Source organism: Streptomyces sp. BK340 (genome assembly GCF_007827595.1).
Taxonomy (GTDB): domain Bacteria; phylum Actinomycetota; class Actinomycetes; order Streptomycetales; family Streptomycetaceae; genus Streptomyces.
Genome location: NZ_VISR01000018.1, coordinates 1 through 17920 on the forward strand (window position 1 = coordinate 1; position 17920 = coordinate 17920).

General features: G+C 67.8%; 20 protein-coding genes and 1 pseudogene. 11 read left to right on the top strand and 10 right to left on the bottom strand.

Translation table 11 applies throughout. From position 1 onward, the window contains the following. The first annotated feature begins 836 nt into the window (after nt 1-836). Together FB157_RS27775 and FB157_RS48685 are read left to right on the top strand one after the other, a co-directional pair. A complete protein-coding gene (locus FB157_RS27775; RefSeq protein ID WP_145883406.1) occupies nt 837-1298 on the top strand; it encodes a hypothetical protein in 462 nt (153 codons plus the stop codon). A 1223-nt stretch (nt 1299-2521) separates the two neighbouring features. Continuing rightward, nucleotides 2522-2692 (top strand): annotated as a pseudogene (locus tag FB157_RS48685) (oxidoreductase); the annotation flags it as partial. A gap of 265 nt (nt 2693-2957) precedes the next feature. On the opposite strand, the gene FB157_RS27785 reads toward FB157_RS48685, so the two are convergent. Then, nucleotides 2958-3431 (bottom strand): hypothetical protein, encoded by a 474-nt coding sequence (locus FB157_RS27785; RefSeq protein ID WP_145883407.1) that lies wholly within the window; start codon nt 3429-3431, stop codon nt 2958-2960. A 239-nt stretch (nt 3432-3670) separates the two neighbouring features. After that, nucleotides 3671-4180, bottom strand: coding sequence for a hypothetical protein (locus FB157_RS27790; RefSeq protein WP_145883408.1), 510 nt, complete (start codon nt 4178-4180; stop codon nt 3671-3673). Nucleotides 4181-4413: 233 nt separating this feature from the next. Here FB157_RS27790 and FB157_RS27795 point away from each other — a divergent pair, with 233 nt between their 5' ends. Continuing rightward, nucleotides 4414-5334, top strand: coding sequence for a hypothetical protein (locus FB157_RS27795; RefSeq protein ID WP_186581709.1), 921 nt, complete (start codon nt 4414-4416; stop codon nt 5332-5334). On the opposite strand, the gene FB157_RS27800 is transcribed toward FB157_RS27795, so the two are convergent. After that, a complete protein-coding gene (locus tag FB157_RS27800) occupies nt 5306-6115 on the bottom strand; it encodes a leucine-rich repeat domain-containing protein (protein WP_261386573.1) in 810 nt (269 codons plus the stop codon). The two genes, FB157_RS27795 and FB157_RS27800, sit on opposite strands and share 29 nt — an antisense overlap. A 42-nt stretch (nt 6116-6157) precedes the next feature. Between FB157_RS27800 and FB157_RS48690 the strand changes: the two genes are divergently transcribed. The 3 genes from FB157_RS48690 to FB157_RS27815 all read left to right on the top strand — a co-directional run bounded on the left by FB157_RS48690 (nt 6158) and on the right by FB157_RS27815 (nt 7578). Further along, a complete protein-coding gene (locus tag FB157_RS48690) occupies nt 6158-6604 on the top strand; it encodes a diguanylate cyclase domain-containing protein (RefSeq protein WP_145883410.1) in 447 nt (148 codons plus the stop codon). Further along, entirely contained in the window at nt 6547-7017 is a 471-nt protein-coding gene (locus FB157_RS48695) for a tyrosine-type recombinase/integrase (protein WP_398947362.1), read from the top strand. Before FB157_RS48690 ends, FB157_RS48695 begins: the two co-directional genes overlap by 58 nt. A 150-nt stretch (nt 7018-7167) precedes the next feature. Beyond that, complete coding sequence (locus FB157_RS27815; RefSeq protein WP_145883411.1) at nt 7168-7578, top strand: hypothetical protein; 411 nt, start codon at nt 7168-7170, stop codon at nt 7576-7578. A gap of 216 nt (nt 7579-7794) precedes the next feature. Here the strand turns inward: FB157_RS27815 and FB157_RS27820 are convergent, their stop codons facing one another. Continuing rightward, nucleotides 7795-8364 carry an ATP-binding protein gene (locus FB157_RS27820; protein WP_145883412.1) on the bottom strand — a complete coding sequence of 190 codons (570 nt, stop codon included), beginning with the start codon at nt 8362-8364 and terminating at the stop codon, nt 7795-7797. A gap of 187 nt (nt 8365-8551) precedes the next feature. Here FB157_RS27820 and FB157_RS27825 point away from each other — a divergent pair, with 187 nt between their 5' ends. The 3 genes from FB157_RS27825 to FB157_RS27835 all read left to right on the top strand — a co-directional run bounded on the left by FB157_RS27825 (nt 8552) and on the right by FB157_RS27835 (nt 10471). Then, nucleotides 8552-9199 carry a TetR/AcrR family transcriptional regulator gene (locus FB157_RS27825; RefSeq protein WP_145883413.1) on the top strand — a complete coding sequence of 216 codons (648 nt, stop codon included), beginning with the start codon at nt 8552-8554 and terminating at the stop codon, nt 9197-9199. Between the two features lie 160 nt (nt 9200-9359). Continuing rightward, nucleotides 9360-9689, top strand: coding sequence for a deoxyxylulose-5-phosphate synthase (locus FB157_RS27830; RefSeq protein ID WP_145883414.1), 330 nt, complete (start codon nt 9360-9362; stop codon nt 9687-9689). Further along, nucleotides 9686-10471, top strand: coding sequence for an SMI1/KNR4 family protein (locus FB157_RS27835; protein ID WP_222440963.1), 786 nt, complete (start codon nt 9686-9688; stop codon nt 10469-10471). Before FB157_RS27830 ends, FB157_RS27835 begins: the two co-directional genes overlap by 4 nt. Nucleotides 10472-10667: 196 nt before the next feature. On the opposite strand, the gene FB157_RS27840 is transcribed toward FB157_RS27835, so the two are convergent. Continuing rightward, nucleotides 10668-11657 carry a YafY family protein gene (locus tag FB157_RS27840; protein ID WP_145883415.1) on the bottom strand — a complete coding sequence of 330 codons (990 nt, stop codon included), beginning with the start codon at nt 11655-11657 and terminating at the stop codon, nt 10668-10670. Nucleotides 11658-11750: 93 nt separating this feature from the next. Between FB157_RS27840 and FB157_RS27845 the strand changes: the two genes are divergently transcribed. Continuing rightward, on the top strand, nt 11751-12149 hold the full coding sequence (locus FB157_RS27845; RefSeq protein ID WP_145883416.1) for a VOC family protein: 399 nt from the start codon (nt 11751-11753) through the stop codon (nt 12147-12149). 167 nt (nt 12150-12316) lie between these two features. Here the strand turns inward: FB157_RS27845 and FB157_RS27850 are convergent, their stop codons facing one another. The 5 genes from FB157_RS27850 to rpsB form a co-directional block, all read right to left on the bottom strand. Then, entirely contained in the window at nt 12317-13486 is a 1170-nt protein-coding gene (locus FB157_RS27850) for a phosphatidate cytidylyltransferase (RefSeq protein ID WP_145883417.1), read from the bottom strand. After that, the gene (frr, locus tag FB157_RS27855; protein ID WP_145883418.1) at nt 13486-14043 is read right to left on the bottom strand and encodes a ribosome recycling factor; all 558 of its coding nucleotides are present in this window, start codon (nt 14041-14043) and stop codon (nt 13486-13488) included. The genes FB157_RS27850 and frr overlap by 1 nt, the downstream gene beginning before the upstream one ends. A 184-nt stretch (nt 14044-14227) precedes the next feature. After that, nucleotides 14228-14986: a UMP kinase gene (pyrH, locus tag FB157_RS27860; protein WP_067010707.1), complete on the bottom strand. Its 759-nt coding sequence runs from the start codon at nt 14984-14986 to the stop codon at nt 14228-14230. 203 nt (nt 14987-15189) lie between these two features. Next, entirely contained in the window at nt 15190-16026 is an 837-nt protein-coding gene (gene tsf, locus FB157_RS27865; protein ID WP_145883419.1) for a translation elongation factor Ts, read from the bottom strand. Between the two features lie 151 nt (nt 16027-16177). Then, nucleotides 16178-17065 carry a 30S ribosomal protein S2 gene (gene rpsB / locus FB157_RS27870; protein ID WP_145883420.1) on the bottom strand — a complete coding sequence of 296 codons (888 nt, stop codon included), beginning with the start codon at nt 17063-17065 and terminating at the stop codon, nt 16178-16180. A gap of 271 nt (nt 17066-17336) precedes the next feature. Here rpsB and FB157_RS27875 point away from each other — a divergent pair, with 271 nt between their 5' ends. Beyond that, nucleotides 17337-17900, top strand: a complete 564-nt coding sequence (locus tag FB157_RS27875; protein ID WP_261386574.1) for a murein hydrolase activator EnvC — start codon at nt 17337-17339, stop codon at nt 17898-17900. Nucleotides 17901-17920 lie beyond the last annotated feature (20 nt).

Genomic DNA, 17920 nt, shown 5'->3' on the forward strand with positions numbered 1-17920 from the left:
ACCGACGAGGCCGTCCTGCCCACCGAACTCACCGCATAGCCTCAAAACGAGATCGCCGAGTGGCCGTCGATACACCACTCCAGCGGACGTGACCCAGGGCAAACCGGTGGCTCGATCCATGCAACGTCGTCGGGGTCGAGTTCGAGCCTAGGGGCGGCTGTGGCCCCGTCGGCCTCGGCCATCTCGTTGGCGAGGGTGTTCCAGCACTTCTCGCAGTATCTCGCCATGAGGCTGATCCGCCCGCGCTCGCGTACGGATCCGCCGGCCTCCCCGCAGCGAAGACATATGGACTGGTCACCATCCCGCGTCGCCCCCATGTACTCGAGTGTGGGCGAACCTGATGGGGTCCCAGTAGGTCGCGATTTAGCCTCATTTGGCGATCACATGCTCACGAGGTCGGTGGAGCGCTTCAACGGCGAGTCATGGTGCTCCACCGACCTACCCTCTCGATGCGAACTATGGGCACGGTGGTCGCTGAGGTCTGCCAGGCACGTCAGGCGGTCGCTCAGGGCCGGTGGTGGGCGGGGCTGGTCGCGATGGTTGCTGTACTTCGTTGCTATACCGCGCGGGCCGGCGCCGGGCCGCTGTGGCCGCGGGCTGCACCCAGAGGACTGATGCACAGATCCGGGCAACTCCGCTCACTGGTGGCGCATACGGCATGGCGATATCGCCAGTCACCCACACGGTTGAGCGTGGTTCGCGTCATGTCTTCAGCCCTGCCTCGCCGCTTTGCGCCCAGCCGGATTGGTGGGTTCTTCCGCAAACGGCGAATTTATGGCCAATAGGTGTGAGTACTCCGCCCCGAGGCTCCTGCTGTCGGAGCTAGCGTGACAGGCATGACCACCTCAAACACTGCGGTCCCCCAGCAGGGCGGCTCTTGGGTCCAGACTGGTCCACTCTCCTTCGGCCACACCCTCAGCGGCGCCGACGGCGTCTTCGAGCAGATCTCCGAGGTCCCGACACTCACCATTCCCTACGCTGGGGTGTGGGAGATCGCCTACAACGCGCACGGAAGCCTCTCTTTACCCGCGAACGGCGCGGTCGTGCTGATCCGCACAGCGCTGTACAACAACGGTGTGATCATTGCTGGCAGTGAGGCGGTGTCCGGCATTCAATCGGCCACGGGCTTCGGCTTCCAGAACACCTTCGGGCAGACGCTCCTGCACACCTTCGCCGCCCAGGACCAAGTGGCCCTCTATGCGCACCGCCAAGGGCCCGCCCCCGCTGCTGCCAGCATCAGCAGCGGCAGCGACGGACGAACCGGAGTCATGGCCCACTGGGTGAGCCCAGGGTTCTGAGAACCGGAGTGCGCGGGTGAGTAGGGCTGCCTGGTGTCCTACCTCAGGGGGTTGTTGCGGACGAACAGCCCCCTCCTTACTGGTAGGTCACAGCCCAGACCCGCGTACGCCAACCTGTGATCTGCCTGATTGGGGCCCAGGGTCCGCCTACCATGCCGATCACTGGAGGCAGCGGGCTCTGGGTCCCGATGCGTGCGTCCTCCGCTTCGCCTCAGCCACCTCCCACCCCAGCTCCCATCCCGTACGCCGTCGACCCACACACCGTGGAGCGGGCGTGGCTCATGGCGTCCAGGTGGAGCGCGCCACTGTACGAACGACCTGGACGCCAGGGGCCGCGTCTGCTCGGCTCTGCCTGGGTCGATGGCGTACGGGATGGGAGCACCCCACGCACGCCACAACGGACCCGCGGGCGGCAACGGCGCCCCCTCCATCCCGGTGCCGGCCGATCCCCCGCCGGAGGCACTGTTCTGGCGTTCACCTGCTCGATAGCACTCAGCTCCCACGAACCCGCCCACGACGGCCTGCATGGTTCGGCGGAGTCCCGAGCCGTCGCGCACCTGCTTTTGGATCAAAGCGTCTTTTGGGTCCGTGGCGGATCATGCGGACGGCCCTGGGTGCAGCGCCGTATCTCCAGGTCGGACCTGGCGGTGTGGGACATGGGTGGGGAATCAGGCTCGGTCCGGTGCATCGGCCCTTGGTGGGCCGGAGTGTGAAACGCGGATCGTCCCGGGGCATCGTGAGTGGCGCGGGGCCGGGGCCGGGGCGGCGCGGGCCGAAGGCAGGAGCAGAGCCCCGAGTCCCGAGCCCGGCGCCGGCCCGCAGTGCGGGCCTGTGGGGTGTGATCCTGCGTAGCGACGGCCGGGAAGCCATTGGGTCAGCGCGTCCGGATGGTCGAAGGCTGAGAGCCCCCGCCCCTTGGACCGCCGACGCTGTAGGCCGGTGGCCGAGGGGGTGAGGCGATAGTCCTGGAGGCTGTGAAGCACAGAGGAGCTGAGGTTTCCCGTGGGGGAGGTGTCGAGTCTTGTTCCCCCAAGTGCGCGAAGGCTCGGGACTCCGCCGGACCCTGCGGGCTGTGGTGGAGGGATCACCTTCCCCGCCGGAACGGCGGGGCTTGAACTAGTAGAGAAAATTGTGACTCACGCTGCTGGACGGGGGTTGAAGTCGTAGGCGCAGGCTGGGAGTTCGGTGGCCTCACGGTGGGCGAGCGGCAGGTAGGTCACCGGGCGGCCGGAGTCGCGCCCCGAGTGGTGATGGAGATCCTCGGGCACTCCCAGATCAGCATCACCATGGACGTGTACACGCACGTCGTCCAGGACACCCAGCGCGAAGCCATGATCGACATGGATCGGCTGCTGGGAGGCGCGCCCCCGGTCGTCAGTGACCACCCGTGTTGATGTCAAAACTGGATGTCAAAGGCCCCGGACCATGATCGGTCCGGGGCCTTTTTCCCTTGTGCCCCCGGCAGGATTCGAACCTGCGACACCCGCTTTAGGAGCGAGGTGGGGCAGAAGCTTGCGTGACCTGCGGATTCTCCGGCCTGATCAACTCTCGGCGGAAGTGTCGTTCCGAACCCCGGTTCCCCGTGAGTCCCCGCCCGTTCTGGCACGAGAGTGGCACGGGCTGGGGAGACCGCCACGGTCGCTCGGCTAACCCGCTCGTTCAAGGGCTAGGCCACTGCGCGTGGGCTCGGCTCGCCACATGGCCGCCAGCTGGGGGGTAGGACTCGATGAATTGGCGCATCTCTCCCAGCGCGGCGATCCTCGGCGCGCCGATCTCGTCGTAGTCGAACCCGGTGTCTTGGTGTCCGAGGCGGTCGAGATCTGTCCATGCTGGGTCCTCGGCGAAGACGAGTTGCAGTTCCACCTTCCAGTACTTCGGCTGCCAGTCGGGGTCATCTCGGTCGTCGGATTCACTGACCGCGAATAGGCGACTGAAGGAGAGCGCAGGATGGTTGTCGTTCCATCCCCACTTGCCCCACTCGACGATGAAGCCGTCACTGTCGTTCTCAGACCGCTCGATCCCTTCGACCTCGATCTGGAGGAACTCGCCGAAGGCATCCCAGGCGGCAGCGACGTCGCGTACTGCATCGGGGTCGACCGCACGCTGTCTCAAGATGCGCGCGAATGCGTCCACGCTAGATCTCCATGGAATGGGCATGCGGGATACTAGCGCCGCTCCGGGTGGCTCTGGGATCGCACCTGGAGCGCTGGCACTGGAAGCAGAGTCTGAGATCCGGCCGCATCCCTATCAGGTCGATCACGGAGCCCTGGGGGGGGATGGTTCCTGGCCTGTCGACGGTCTAGCGACCGTTGGGGGCCGCTTTCGTGCGGTTGCGTTCGCCGCTGTTGGTGTCAACCGTTGGTGTCAGGCGCTCACGACGACTTGAGCGCCCAGAGGTAGACCACCAGACGTGAGGGACCTTCGCGCTCATCGACGAGCACCGAGACCTGCCCGCTGTAGTAATTGCCACTCTCACCTGCATACGCATAGGCGCTTGAGTACTTGCTCAGCTGGTCAAGATGCCACCCGGCCCTCTTCACGTCGTCGGTGTCAATGTAGCGAATCCCCTTCTCTTCGAGCTTGACCGGTCCATCCGATCCACTCCGCAGGGTTGAGGTGAACTGCGTGAGCTGCTGCTTCGTGACGGTGAAGCGGAACATCGCTTCGTCCCCCTGGTAAGCACCGAAGTCCTTATACGACACCTCATGGGCACCTTCGGGAATCTTGAGCCCAAAACTGTGCAGTACCTCGGGCAATGGCCGCGGCGGAGTGCGAAACCACTCAAAGGGCCGCGCCCACAGCACAGCCCCAATAGCCATCACCCCGGCCAGAGCAACCACGGCGCGTATCCGACGCCGGGGCGATGCCATCATCTGTGCCACCGGGCCCCCATCTGCTGAAGTGTGGTGGGACCCTACCTCGCTATGAGAGGACTCGAGCTCCCGGGATACCTGGCGGCATGGGCTCTGTAGGTCCACCCGTGAATCCCCTGCGGACCTGCTGCTACCTCACCCACCACTCTCCCCAGGTCCCATCCCGTACGCCACGACGGGCCCGCAGTCGGCGACGGCGCCCCCCTCCATCCCGGTGCCGGCCGATCCCCCGCCGGAGGCACGTGAATCTCGTATGGATCCGAACCGCGATCAGTGTCCTCCCGGTTCCCCTCGCCGGCGAGATCCGCGCGTGGGTGACCCTGCTACGGGGCCAGGGCCGCCATGAAGGCGACGTCCGCGATTACCGCAGCATCCGCCGTTACCTCGCCCACATCGAGCCCGTCCTCGCCACGTGGACAGCTGCCGGCGTGACCACTCTGCGAAAGATCACGACTGACCACATTGAGGCAGCGGTTTCGGGGCTGTCCGGACAAGAGCGCCAGAGGGCCGCGGTGAGCCTGCGCAGCCTGTTCAAGGCGCTCAAGCGGGAACGGATGGTCTTCCGGGATCCGACCCGCCAACTGTCGGTCGGTCACCTCAAAGGACTCCCGCAGTCCGTGCGCAGCGATCTCCTGGCCGGATTGATGGATCAGGCGAAGACTCCGCTCAGCCGCCTCGTCATCGTCCTGGTAGCCATTCACGCGCTGCCAGGTGAAGAGCTTCGCACGATTCGGACCACCGATCTCAACCTTGCCCGCGGCACTCTCGAAGTCCGCCACGGGATGCTGCGGCACACCCTCTACCTGGAGGAATTCACCCACCGGGTTGCCAGCGACTGGCTCGCCTACCGCCACCACCGCTGGCCAGCTTCAACCAACCCCTACTTCCTCGTCAGCCAGAAGACGGCCCTCGACCCGGATCATCCGGTGGTCAGCAGGACATTGCTCCGCAAGACCTTGCCCAAGGACGTCACACTCGTCGGTCTGCGCCAAGACCGCATCCTCAATGAGGCGTTTGCCACCGGTGATCCCCTCAAACTGATGCGGCTCTTCGGGATCACCGCGCAGACCGCCATGCGCTCGTCGCCGCAGCGTATCCAGAGCGGACAGCCCGGCTGCCCCGCTGACCGTCCGATTAATCCCAGTCGGACGGCGGCTGCTTGACCCTGCCGCCTGTGTGCGGCGGCTGCACGTAGTCCTCGGCGCCGGAGGGCAGGGCGGAAACGCAAGCCGCTGAGCAGGCGTTGACCAGGAGAGGCAGGACATCGGTGGCCACCCGTAGGGAGATCCACACTTGGTGGAGCCCAGCCTGCTTGATCGGCCGATCGCAGACACTGCATCCACGGATGGCCGTGGTACCCCAGCGCCGGGCATCAAGCGCTGACGGGTCGAGATCAGCAACGGAGACTCGCGGCGGCTGTAGTTGAGGGAAAGGAGGACGGAGCTTGTAGTTCCCGAACAGTGCCCGGGTGCTCACCGTGCTCCGGACCAGCTTTGAGCATCTGGTGATCTCGTACGGGAACCAGTGCAGCCGGTACGACGTGTAGGGGGTGAGCTCCTCCAGGCTGGTCATCGCACCAATCTCGGGCGGTATTCGGACCAGGTTGCTGCCGTAGAGCACGAAGTGCTTGACCGCCGTCAGTTTGGCGATGCTCGGCGGCAGGGTGATGACCTCCCGGCGCTCCTCGGTGCTGAGTTCGACCAGGGGTCGGAACTCCTCCCGCCCGTCCTCCGCGGCCTCGTCGATCAACTCCAGCAGATGTCGCCACCCAGCGGCCGAGGTGTCCTGGCGCTCGGCGTGGAAGCCGACGCGGGCTCGGGGATGCGGCTTGTTCTGGTCGAAGCAGGCGCATTCATCCCGGTAGGAAGCGCGTCCCACAGATGCCGGGTCCGCTGTGTCGCCCCACCGGTTCACAAAGAGCCTCGGTTCTCCCTCATCCACCATGTGGCCAAGATACGGATCTTCATCTGACCGGCCCAGTGCTTCATGACCGTTGGAACCCGCTCCCCGAGCCGCCTCCAACGGTGGGAGGCGGCCGGGTTCGTCGGCACACCAGTCCCGGAATCCGCGAACCCGCGCGTTTCCGCCCTGGACGACTTCAAGGCGATCAACGACACCCACGGCCACGCCGCCGGAGACGTCGTGCTCACGGCGACCGCCCGCCGCCTGAGCACCTGGTGCGGAGGCAACGGCATCGCCGCCCGCCTCGGCGGAGACGAATTCGCCGCGATCGTCACCACCCCCGACCACACGGCCGGACTCCACGCCCTCCAGGACGCCTTGGACGATCCGGTGGACCACAACGGACACGCCTGCCCGTCTCGGCCTCGGTCGGCTGCTGCCACCGCCCCGAGCTGGCCGTCCGAGGCAAGGCAATGTTCGCCCCGCCGAAGTGCAGCAAGGAGCGGGACGTGCCCTTACCGTCGTCCGTGACTGAGGCCCTGCGCGTGCACATGGACACCTTCAAGCCCGTGGAGATCACGCTCCCGTGGCGGAAGCCGGACGGTCCCAAGGTGTCGGCCCGGCTCCTGTTCACGAACACAGCGGGCTGGATCGTCTGGCGGAGCAACTTCAACATCCAAGAGTGGAAGCCCGCGTTGACGGTAGCTGGCCTCATCCCGGACGCCAGTGAAGACGGCAAGTACGAGTCCGCCCGCGAACACGGCATGCACGCGCTGAGGCACTTCTACGCGTCCGTCCTGCTGGACGCCGGAGAGAGCATCAAGGCGGTCAGCCAGTACCTGGGGCACACCGACCCGGCGTTGACGCTGCGGGTGTACGCGCACCTGATGCCGTCGAGCCAGGAGCGCACTCGACGTGCAATCGACTCCGTGATGCAGAACTAATTTGCAGCGATGGGAAGCGCTCCGGCCTCTTGTCGCTCCTCTCTGAAGGCGGTGTCCTCGAAGGAGTCACAGATTCGCCAAGGGGGGCAAGTGACGGATCACTCTTTCCCGGAAGATCAGTCAGATTTAGACGGCCCAGAAGAGCGGAGGATGCAGTACATCTCCGCACTCGCAGACACAGCGAGCGAGGACGCAAAGCACGTCAATCTCTACGTAACCGTCTCACTCACGGGTGTTCTCGTAACACTGACGCAAATCCCGTTCCCTAGACTCCTTGGACTTCCTCTGCTCCTCCGGATCACCCTGATCCTAGGCGTCGCCATAGCGATGACGGGAAGCGCATTGTTCTTCAAGTACGTGCAAGCCCTGCACAGAACACGTATGGGAATCGTGCGCTGTCTAGCCTCCGGCAACGCAAAGCATGCCCGCGAGTTGTGGGCCGGAGAGACGGGTGTGTGGAAGCGACGGCGTCAGGACTACACGTGGGGGATGCGGCTGACCGTGAGCGGCCATGCTTTGGTGGCCTTCGTCATCGCATACCTGCTCCTGTCCGGGCGGTAGCCAACGCGCCGAGCTGTCGCTGGGCGCGCCAGACCAGGCATGCGCGCTTGGTCGCCACGGCCCAGCGACGGCCCCACGGGCGCGGGTAGGCGCTCCACCCGCACCAAACATGCAGGTAGGGGGCCTACCTGCGCGCAATCACGGTCAGTTCTCCGGGCTTAGGCATGGCCCTGTCAGTGTCGCAGATCCACTTGGGTGACCTGGGGCGGTCGTGCCTCAGGTCACCGTCGTCACGGTGTTCGCGCCACTCGCCGAGTGGCCCCCGGCGTCCAGCTCGAACCAGATGGTCTTGCCCGTCCCCGTCCGAACGCTGCCCCAGTCATCGGCGAGCAGGTCGAGGAGTTCGGTGCCGCGGCCACCCTCCGCGTCCGAGTCGACCGCGGTGAGCACAGGACCGGCGGACTCGGTGTCCTCGACCTCGCACAGCAGGCGCGAGTGACGCAGCCGCAGGTTGAGCCTGAGCGGGCCACGCGTATGCCGCAGGGCGTTGGTGACCAGTTCGCTGACCAGAAGCTCGGCGGTGTCGGCCAGGTCGTCCAGCGCCCAGTCGCTCAGTTGCGCGGTCACCAGACGGCGGGCCCGGCGGGCCGAGGTCAGTTCCCGTTGCAGGGGCCAGGAGGCGTCCCAGACGGTGGCGCGGCCGCGTGGCGCATCCAGCGGTCGCAGCGGCGCGAGCGTGCGGGACCAGAGGGCCCACTGCCTGGCGAGCCGCGAGGATGCAGTGACACGAGAGGCCCGATCCCCCCGGCGAGAGCCGATGGCGTGACCGATGGCCTGGATGACCATGAGATCTGTCCTTTCTTGCAGGTGGCGGAGGGTCCGCCGGTGAGCGCGCCCGGCATATGCGCCAGGAGCTGCATGTAGCAGTCGCTACACCTAAAATATATACGAAGCGGTTGCTACAGTAAAGACCTGCCCAAACACGACATAACGGACGACGAGAGTCGTAGCCCTCACACCCCCAGGAGCCCGCATGCCTCGCCCGCCTGATCCGGCCAAGCGGCGCGATCTTCTCGACCGGGTCCGCGAGTACGTGATGCGCAACGGCCTCGCGGATCTGTCCCTGCGCCCGCTGGCCAAGGCCCTGGGCACCAGCGACCGCATGCTCCTGTACTACTTCGGCACCAAGGAGCGGATGATCGCCGAGGCCCTCGCCATCTACGAGCGCCGCCCCCTCCTGCGCGCCCGCGAACTGCTGAAGACCGTCGGCCGGCCCACGACCCCGGCGGGGCTGCGCCGCTTCATCGAAGAGGTGTGGCGGCAGTTCAAAGACCCCGACGTACGCGCCACCCTTCCTCTGTTTCTCGAGATCATGAGCGTCAGCGTGTTCCACCCGGACCGCTACGGGCCCGTCATGCACGACATCGTCACCGAGTGGACGGCCCTGCTCACCTCCGTCTTCCGTGACCTCGGCATGGGCCAGGACCGAGCCCGGAACCAGGCCACCCTCCTGACCGACGCCACCGTCGGCCTCTTGATCGCCCCACTGGCAGACGACCACTGGGACCACGCCGACACGGCCTTCCGCGCCCTTCTCGACAGCCTGGAACCCGGATGGCACACCCCGGAGCCGACTGCACCCGGCGTTCGAGATCACGGTGGGCACTGCCTGCAGGAATGAGCGTCCCGATTCTGTGCGCCGACCGGCGGTCCTTGCCTCAACAGCACTGATGCCGGCCGGCCGAAGGATTCGCTCGGGAGCCCGGCGACTGCCTGGGCCGCCTCCCGGCCGAACCGGAAACCCGCTTGGCCGGGGTCACGGTGCTCCCTAATCTGGCCGCATGCCTGCCGCCAAGACCTCGTACGTCTGTCTGTCCTGCCGGGTGTCGTACAAGCAGTGCTACGACCCGTGGCGGGAGCGGACCTGCCCGCGCTGTGCGGGTGCGCTGATGTACGCGGGCTCGGCCTTCGCGGCGCCCCCGAAGCGGGACAGAGCCGCCTGGCGGGCGCTCACCGTGCTGTTGAACGCGGGCGTCGGCTTCCACAAGAGCTGCTGCGGTGGGCCGGGCTACCGGCCGCGGACGCTGCGCGAGGTGCGGGAGCGGATGGCGTACGCCCGCCGTACCGGGGAGCCGGCCGCGACGGCGCTGCGCCGGGTCGATCTGCCGTGACGGGTCCGGACGCCCTGGTCCGGGCAGTCTCCCCGCCGGCCGGCCCGGTCGACGCCCGCGGGGACTGGGCCGAGGCGGAGGCACGGCTCGGGGTGCGGTTGCCCGGCGACTACAAGCAGCTGGTCGAGACGTACGGGTGGGGTGAGTTCTGCGACTACCTGTACCTGCGCACGCCCTTCGGCACGAGCCCGTACAACCGCCTGGAGCGGCACGACGGCCTGCTGGTCTGGGGTGCCACGACCGACGGCGACCGGCTGTGCTGGCGCACCGAGGGAGACCCGGAGGAGTGGCCGGTGGTGGTGCGGGGCCGGAGCATCGGGCAGGAGGAGTTCGCGCCGGGCGCGGCCGGGTTCGTCGAGGGGTGGGTGACCGGACGGGTGAGCTCCGCCGTCCTGGCCGACATGGAGCCCGGCCTGGCGCCCTGGTTCAACGCCTTCCGGCCCCGGCTGCACCGGTGTCTGCGGCTGTCCGAGGGCCCACGGCCGTACGCCGAACGGCTGCGGATACTCCGGGACGTGCTGACGCCGACCACGGACCGGGGATCGTGGCAGTCGGACGACGGTACGCACGGCCAGGACCACTTCGCGACCGCCGACACGGACTGGCTCCTCACCTACGACCGCTCGCGCCCGCACCAGATCCGGATCTCCTTCCCGCCCGCGGACCGTGTGGCGGCTCGCGACCGTCTCTTCGCCGCCGTACGCCTCATGAGCTGCACGGTCCTGGAGATCACCACGGCCGATGGACTGCCGCTGCCGGACTGGAGCGCCGACGACGCCTAGGGGGTTTCGTCTGGATCAGGTCGGATCAGGCCGCGGCGTCCGGTGCGGTGCATCGCAAGGCGGAGGAGCACCCGCGTACCGGGCGCACTCGGGTGGTCCGACAACGCGGCGAGGTGCCGTGCCGGGCGTCACGGACCCGGGCTGATCCAAACGAAACCCCCTAGGTGCGCCATCTCATGACACCGGTTCCCCGCGGTCAGACTTGGCGGGCGTAGGACGCAAGGCGATCGGCGAGCGCGGTGACGAGGTCGCGCAGTTCATCGGGGCGCTCGATGACGAACGGCCGGTCGAGTGAGGCGAGTACCGGAGGCAACCAGTCGAGCCGCTCCGCCCGCAGCTCGACGCGCAGCCAGCGCTCGGTCGCCCGGTCCTGGCCTGCCACGGGCGCGTACTCCTCCAGGCTCGCGACGCTGACGGGAAGGTGGGCGCGGATCTGCCCGACTGTCCCGTGGATCCGCAAGGTCACCTCATGCCGGTACTCGGCCGTGGCGAACGCCGACAACACGCGCTGTGCCGGACCGGGACCCACGGGCGCTTCGAATGAGCCGGGCAGGGTCCGCGCGTCTGCGATGCGATCGAGCCGGAAGGTCCGGTCCTCGCCGATCCGGGCGTCCTTGCCCGTGACGTACCAACGGCCCGCATGGGCGACGATCCCGTATGCGTGCAGCGTGCGTTCGCTGCGCCGTCCGTCGCGGTCGGTGTAGCGCATCGAGACCGGTCGGCGGTGGCGCACCGCATCGGCGAGGGTGAGCAGGACCCCGGCGTCCGGGGTGTCGAAATCACCGGGCTGATCCGTGAAGGCGAGAGCTTCCAGGAGTGTGTCGAGCCGGCGGGCGATGTGCTTGGGCAGTACCCGCCGGATCTTCGCCGATGCCGTCTCGCTTGCCGTGTGCTCCGTCGTCGTCAGCCCTGCTCGGCGGCCGGCGACCAGGCCGAGCAGCACGGCCAGCGCCTCGTCGTCGCTGAGCATGAGCGGAGGCAAGCGGTACCCGGGAGCGAGCCGGTACCCGCCGTAGCGGCCGCGCACCGATTCCACGGGCACGTCCAGGTCGACCAGCTGGTCCACATACCGCCGCACGGTGCGCCCTTCGACGCCGAGCCGGTCGGCGAGTTCGGCCACAGTCCGGGTGCCGCCCGACTGCAGCAGCTCCAGGAGTGTCAGCACACGGCCGGTGGGTCGGGGCATGGTCGCAGCGTAACGCGAATACAGGACCGATTCTGTCCGCTATTTCTCCTAGCCTGCGACGTGCCCGCCTCCAGCACAGCCAAGGAGATTCCCATGGACTTCGTCTCGATCCGCATCATCACCAGCGACGTAGCGCGCCTCGTCGAGTTCTACGAGCGAGCCACAGGGGCGCGGGCGACGTGGGCCACCGAGGACTTCGCCGAACTCAGGACCGCGTGCGCCACCCTCGCGATCGCCGGCACCCGCACCGTCCCGTTGTTCGCCCCGGGCTCCGCCCGCCCGGCGGACAACCACAGCGTGATCATCGAGTTCCTCGTCGACGACGTGGACCGCGTTCACCAGAACCTGACCGGCTTCGTCACCGGCTTCGTCACCGGGCCCACCACGATGCCCTGGGGCAACCGGTCGCTGCTGTTCCGCGACCCCGACGGCAACCTCGTCAACTTCTTCACCCCCGTCACCCCGGCGGCCATCGAAAAGTTCGCACGCTGACGCCACGCAAAGCCGCTCACGCGCCTGCGGATCGACGCCCGACCTCCGATCACGCACGTGGCTGCGGAAGCCGGAATCTCCAGCCGCTCCTTGAGCAGCCGCCCCGGTACGACGACGGGCCCCGTCCTGCGTTCAGGACGGGGCCCGGAAGCCGTGACGAGCAGGACTCACGCGGAGCCGACGAACAGCACCATCAGCAGCCACACCACCGGAGCGGTCGGCAGCAGGGAGTCCAGGCGGTCCATGATGCCGCCGTGCCCGGGGAGCAAGGTGCCCATGTCCTTGATGCCCAGGTCACGCTTGATCATGGACTCGCCGAGGTCGCCCAGGGTGGCGCTGGCCGCGACCGCGAGGCCCAGCAGCAGGCCCTGCCACCAGCTGCCGCCGTCGATCAGGAACTGCATGCACAGCGCGCCCGCGACCATGGCGAACAGCACCGCGCCGAGCAGGCCCTCACGGGTCTTGCCGGGGCTGATGCGCGGGGCGAGCCTGTGCTTGCCGAAGCGCCAGCCGACCGCGTACGCGCCGGTGTCGCTGACCACTGTCAGGAGCAGGAAGGTCAGAACGCGCCAGGAGCCGTCGTCGGCGGTGAGCATCATGGCGACGAACGTCGCCAGGAACGGCACGTAGAACGCGGCGAAGACGCCGGCCGTGACGTCCTTGAGATAGCCCTCCGGTGGCTCGGTCATACGCCAGACCAGGACGGCCAGCGCCGTCAGGGCCATGGCGACCCAGGCACCCTCGGCACCCCGCACGTACCCGGCGACCACCATCGCCGCACCGCCGAGCGCGAGCGGCACGAGCGGCGCCTTGATGGCCTTGCGCTCCTGCAGCCTGCTGGTCAGCTCCCACAGACCCACGACCACCGCGACCGCGACCACACCGACGAACACGGCCTTGTAGATGAACAAGGACGCGATGATCACCACGCCGAGCCCGACACCGACCCCTATGGCCGCGCTCAGGTCACGGCCCGCGCTCTTCTTCTGCGGCGCGGGCGCCGGCTGCGGGGCGTCGGGCATGGGCTCCGGATTCTGCGTGTCGTGTTCGAACGTGTTGCCGTGGAACGTGTTGCCTTGGAACGCGCTGTCCTGGAACGTCTCGTCTCGGAACAAGGGGCCGTGGCCGTTCAGGCGAGCAGCCCCCCGGTCGTCGTCCTGGTCTCCGCCATACGCGGGTACGTCGGGCACGATGGGCATGGGGCGAGTGTGCTGCGCCTCAGGCGCATCGTACGCGGGACCCGCCGGGGCAGCCCCCTGGACAGGCCCACCCTCGGTGGGCCCCCAGTACCCGGCCTGCCCCGCCGTCGGCGGTGCCCCCCAGGAAGAGTCGCTCATCAGACTTCGAGCAGCTCCGCTTCCTTGTGCTTCAGGAGCTCGTCGACCTGAGCCACGTACTTGTGGGTGGTGTCGTCCAGCTCCTTCTCCGCACGGCGGCCCTCGTCCTCGCCGATGTCGCCGTCCTTGATCGCCTTGTCGAGGGCGTCCTTGGCCTTGCGGCGCACGGAGCGGATGGAGACCCGGGAGTCCTCGGCCTTGCCCTTGGCGACCTTGATGTAGTCGCGGCGACGCTCCTCGGTGAGCTCCGGGAACACCACACGGATGATGTTGCCGTCGTTGCTCGGGTTGACGCCCAGGTCGGAGTCGCGGATCGCCTGCTCGATGTTGCGCAGGGCGCTCTTGTCGAACGGGGTCACGACCGCCATGCGCGGCTCCGGCACGGAGAACGAGGCCAGCTGGTTGATCGGCGTCAGCGCGCCGTAGTAGTCGGCCACGATCTTGTTGAACATCGCCGGGTGCGCACGGCCCGTGCGGATCGCGGCGAAGTCCTCCTTGGCGACCACGACGGCCTTCTCCATCTTCTCCTCGGCCTCGAGGAGGGTCTCTTCGATCACCACTTGCTCCTGCGTGTCTTGAGTAAGGCCCGGCTGCGGTTCCTCGTCGGGGCGGCGGCCGGCTGCGTCGCGTCTTCTTCCTGCACGGTTCCCGACCGGCAGGACATTGTCCATCCCCCGGCCAGGGTGCGTCCCGTCCGTCCCCCGGACAGGTGGCGTACCCCGGGTGACGGGGGTGTGCCGGTCAGGCCCGGCTGCCCTGGTCACCCACCAGCGTGCCGATCTTCTCACCCTTGACCGCTCGGGCGATATTGCCCTCCGCGAGCAGCTCGAAGACGAGGATCGGCAGCTTGTTGTCACGGCACAGCGTGATGGCGGTGGCGTCGGCGACCTTGAGGTCGCGGGTGATGACCTCGCCGTAGCCGAGGGCGTCGAACTTGACGGCGTCGGGGTTGGTCTTGGGGTCGGAGTCGTAGACCCCGTCCACACCGTTCTTGCCCATGAGCAGCGCCTCGGCGTCGATCTCCAGGGCGCGCTGGGCGGCGGTGGTGTCGGTGGAGAAGTACGGCATGCCCATACCGGCGCCGAAGATGACCACGCGGCCCTTCTCCAGGTGGCGCACGGCGCGCAGCGGGATGTACGGCTCGGCGACCTGGCCCATCGTGATGGCGGTCTGCACCCGGCTGTCGATGCCCTCCTTCTCCAGGAAGTCCTGGAGGGCGAGGCAGTTCATCACGGTGCCGAGCATGCCCATGTAGTCGGAGCGGGCGCGGTCCATGCCGCGCTGCTGCAGTTCGGCGCCCCGGAAGAAGTTTCCGCCGCCGATGACGACCGCGATCTCGGCGCCGTCGCGGACGACGGCGGCGATCTCACGGGCGATCTTGTGCACCACGTCCGGGTCCACGCCCAGGCCCCCGCCACCGGAGAAGGCCTCTCCGGACAGCTTCAGCAGAAACCGGCCGCGTACTTTGCCGTCGTCGCTCTTCTGGGCCTTGGTGGTCATGGAGATCCCGCCTCTTTCACGTGTTGCACATACGAAGAAGGCCATTGCCGGTGGGGTCGCTTTTCGCTCCCATGCGCGGCAATGGCCTCCTCGTCAGATCTGCTGCCGTCCGCCACGTGCCTGGGTGTGGCGGTGTGCGCGGACGACTGCTTTCGACCCTATCGAGAATTCTCCTCGGGTCGCGCGTCGATCGCGGTACGGACTCAGATGCCGACCTTGATGCGCGTGAAGCGCTTCAGGGTGACACCGGCCTCGTCCAGGACCTTCTGGACCGACTTCTTGTTGTCCAGCGCGTACGGCTGGCCGAGCAGCGTGGCGTCCTTGAAGAAGCCGTTGAGGCGACCCTCGACGATCTTCGGCAGGGCGGCCTCGGGCTTGCCCTCGGCGCGGGTGGTCTCCTCGGCGACGCGGCGCTCGGACTCGACGACCTCGGCGGGCACGTCATCCTTGGAGAGGTACTTCGGCGCGAAGGCGGCGATGTGCTGGGCGATGCCCTTGGCGACCTCGGCGTTCGGCTTGTCCAGCTCGACCAGGACACCGATCTGCGGGGGCAGGTCGGGCATGGTGCGGTGCATGTAGGCGAGCACGAAGCCGTCCGCGAACTGCGCGAAGCGGTCCAGGACGATCTTCTCGCCGAGGTTGGCGTTGGCCTCGTCCACGAACGCCTGGACGGTCTTGCCGGCCTCGATCTCGGAGGCGAGCAGGGCCTCGAGGTCGGCCGGGGAGGTCTTGGCGACGTGCTCGGCGATCGCGGTGGCGACGGCCTGGAACTTGTCGCCCTTGGCGACGAAGTCCGTCTCGCACTTCAGCTCGACGAGGACGCCGGAGGAGTTGTCGTCGGCGATGATGGAGACCACGGCGCCGTTCTCGGCGGAGCGGCCCTCACGCTTGGCGACGCCCTTCTGGCCCTTGATGCGCAGCGCCTCGACGGCCTTCTCGACGTTGCCCTCGGCCTCGTCAAGCGCCTTCTTGCAGTCCATCATGCCGGCGCCGGTGAGCTCACGGAGCTTCTTGACGTCGGCGGCGGTGTAGTTCGCCATGAGTCTGTGAGTCTTTCTCGAAGTCTTGGAAGATCGGAGATCGGTACGGTCTGCGATCCACATGTGAACGCGGATCACGGACTGCGCGCCGACCTACAGGTGAACAGCGGGGGCGGACTTCATGTCACCGCCCCCGCCGTCAACGCTGACGTCAGGCCTGCTCGCCCTCGGCGGCCTTCTCCTCGACCGGAGCGGCCTCAGCCTCGACCGGAGCGGCCTCGGCCTCGGCGGCCGGAGCAGCCTCGGCGGCCGGAGCCTCGTCCTTCTTCTCACCCTCGAGCAGGTCGCGCTCCCACTCGGCGAGCGGCTCGCCGGCAGCCTTCTCACCCTTGTCGCCGGTGGCGACGCCGGAGCGGGCGATGAGGCCCTCGGCGACGGCGTCGGCGATCACACGGGTGAGCAGGGTGACGGAGCGGATCGCGTCGTCGTTGCCCGGGATCTTGTAGTCGACCTCGTCGGGGTCGCAGTTGGTGTCGAGGATGGCGACGACCGGGATGTTGAGCTTCCGGGCCTCACCGACCGCGATGTGCTCCTTCTTGGTGTCCACGATCCAGACGGCGCTGGGCACCTTCTGCATCTCGCGGATACCACCGAGGGTCTTCTCCAGCTTGGCCTTCTCGCGCGAGAGCACGAGAAGCTCCTTCTTGGTCAGACCGGAGGCGGCGACGTCCTCGAAGTCGATCTGCTCGAGCTCCTTGAGGCGCTGCAGACGCTTGTAGACGGTCGAGAAGTTGGTGAGCATGCCGCCCAGCCAGCGCTGGTTGACGTAGGGCATGCCGACGCGGGTGGCCTGCTCGGCGATGGCCTCCTGCGCCTGCTTCTTCGTGCCGACGAACATGACCGTGCCGCCGTGGGCGACGGTCTCCTTGACGAACTCGTAGGCGCGGTCGATGTACGACAGCGACTGGAGCAGGTCGATGATGTAGATGCCGTTGCGCTCGGTGAAGATGAAGCGCTTCATCTTCGGGTTCCAGCGACGGGTCTGGTGACCGAAGTGGACGCCGCTCTCCAGCAGCTCCCGCATCGTGACGACGGCCATGGCCGTATCTCCTTGAATTTCTCGGTTGTGCCGCGGATGCCGGACGGCTCCCGCGCCTGACGCCCACCTGCGCCGTGCCACGAAGGACCGAGGAGCGCTGACACCGGCTTGTGATCACCAGGTGTCGGGGCGTGCGAAGTCGACCCGGTGACCCGGATCGCCAGAAGAAGTGTACGGGACCGTGGGAGCGTCGGGTGACGCCGCTCTCCACAACCGGGGAGTAGTCCACAGATCCCGGCCATGATCGGCGGGGGTGCGGGAGGGTCTTCGCATGCGACGAGTGATGCGGTGCGTGGGCGTGTGGGCGGGATTGCTGCTGGCCTCGGCGGCGACGGCGCAGACTCCCGTGGCCTGGGCGTCCCTGCCCCCACCTGCCCAGGAGGAGCGGGTTCCGGCCATCGCCCGGGCCTGGCCGGTGGGCGTCCGCCCGCTGGTGCTGCGGGGCTGGGAGCCCCCGGCGACGGTCTACGGCCCCGGCCACCGGGGCGTGGACCTGGCCGCGCCCCCCGGCGCCCCGGTACGGGCGGTGGCGCCCGGGCGGGTGACCTTCGCGGGCCGCGTGGCCGGGCGTGGCGTGGTGTCCGTCCAATTGGCGGGCACGGACCTGCGCACGACGTACGAGCCGGTCAGCCCCTCGGTGCGGAAGGGGGACACGGTGGGGACGGCCGAGGTGGTGGGCACGGTCGAGGCGACGGGGTCGCACTGCTCGGGCACGTGCGTGCACTGGGGCCTGCTGAGAGACGAGACGTACCTGGACCCGCTGTCCCTGCTGCCGCCCTGGCTGCTGCACAGGGGGCCGTCGAGACTGCTGCCGGTACTGGGAGTGCCTGCGTAGCCGCGGGTGCGTGGGGCCGG

What these genes read in the sequence shown, in the direction of transcription:
- FB157_RS27775 (WP_145883406.1), top strand. Translation starts at nt 837, where the DNA reads ATGACCACCTCAAACACTGCGGTCCCCCAGCAGGGCGGCTCTTGGGTC.
- FB157_RS27800 (WP_261386573.1), bottom strand. Translation starts at nt 6,115, where the DNA reads ATGGTGGATGAGGGAGAACCGAGGCTCTTTGTGAACCGGTGGGGCGAC.
- FB157_RS48690 (WP_145883410.1), top strand. Translation starts at nt 6,158, where the DNA reads ATGACCGTTGGAACCCGCTCCCCGAGCCGCCTCCAACGGTGGGAGGCG.
- FB157_RS48695 (WP_398947362.1), top strand. Translation starts at nt 6,547, where the DNA reads ATGTTCGCCCCGCCGAAGTGCAGCAAGGAGCGGGACGTGCCCTTACCG.
- FB157_RS27815 (WP_145883411.1), top strand. Translation starts at nt 7,168, where the DNA reads ATGCAGTACATCTCCGCACTCGCAGACACAGCGAGCGAGGACGCAAAG.
- FB157_RS27820 (WP_145883412.1), bottom strand. Translation starts at nt 8,364, where the DNA reads ATGGTCATCCAGGCCATCGGTCACGCCATCGGCTCTCGCCGGGGGGAT.
- FB157_RS27825 (WP_145883413.1), top strand. Translation starts at nt 8,552, where the DNA reads ATGCCTCGCCCGCCTGATCCGGCCAAGCGGCGCGATCTTCTCGACCGG.
- FB157_RS27830 (WP_145883414.1), top strand. Translation starts at nt 9,360, where the DNA reads ATGCCTGCCGCCAAGACCTCGTACGTCTGTCTGTCCTGCCGGGTGTCG.
- FB157_RS27840 (WP_145883415.1), bottom strand. Translation starts at nt 11,657, where the DNA reads ATGCCCCGACCCACCGGCCGTGTGCTGACACTCCTGGAGCTGCTGCAG.
- FB157_RS27845 (WP_145883416.1), top strand. Translation starts at nt 11,751, where the DNA reads ATGGACTTCGTCTCGATCCGCATCATCACCAGCGACGTAGCGCGCCTC.
- FB157_RS27850 (WP_145883417.1), bottom strand. Translation starts at nt 13,486, where the DNA reads ATGAGCGACTCTTCCTGGGGGGCACCGCCGACGGCGGGGCAGGCCGGG.
- pyrH (WP_067010707.1), bottom strand. Translation starts at nt 14,986, where the DNA reads ATGACCACCAAGGCCCAGAAGAGCGACGACGGCAAAGTACGCGGCCGG.
- tsf (WP_145883419.1), bottom strand. Translation starts at nt 16,026, where the DNA reads ATGGCGAACTACACCGCCGCCGACGTCAAGAAGCTCCGTGAGCTCACC.
- rpsB (WP_145883420.1), bottom strand. Translation starts at nt 17,065, where the DNA reads ATGGCCGTCGTCACGATGCGGGAGCTGCTGGAGAGCGGCGTCCACTTC.
- FB157_RS27875 (WP_261386574.1), top strand. Translation starts at nt 17,337, where the DNA reads ATGCGACGAGTGATGCGGTGCGTGGGCGTGTGGGCGGGATTGCTGCTG.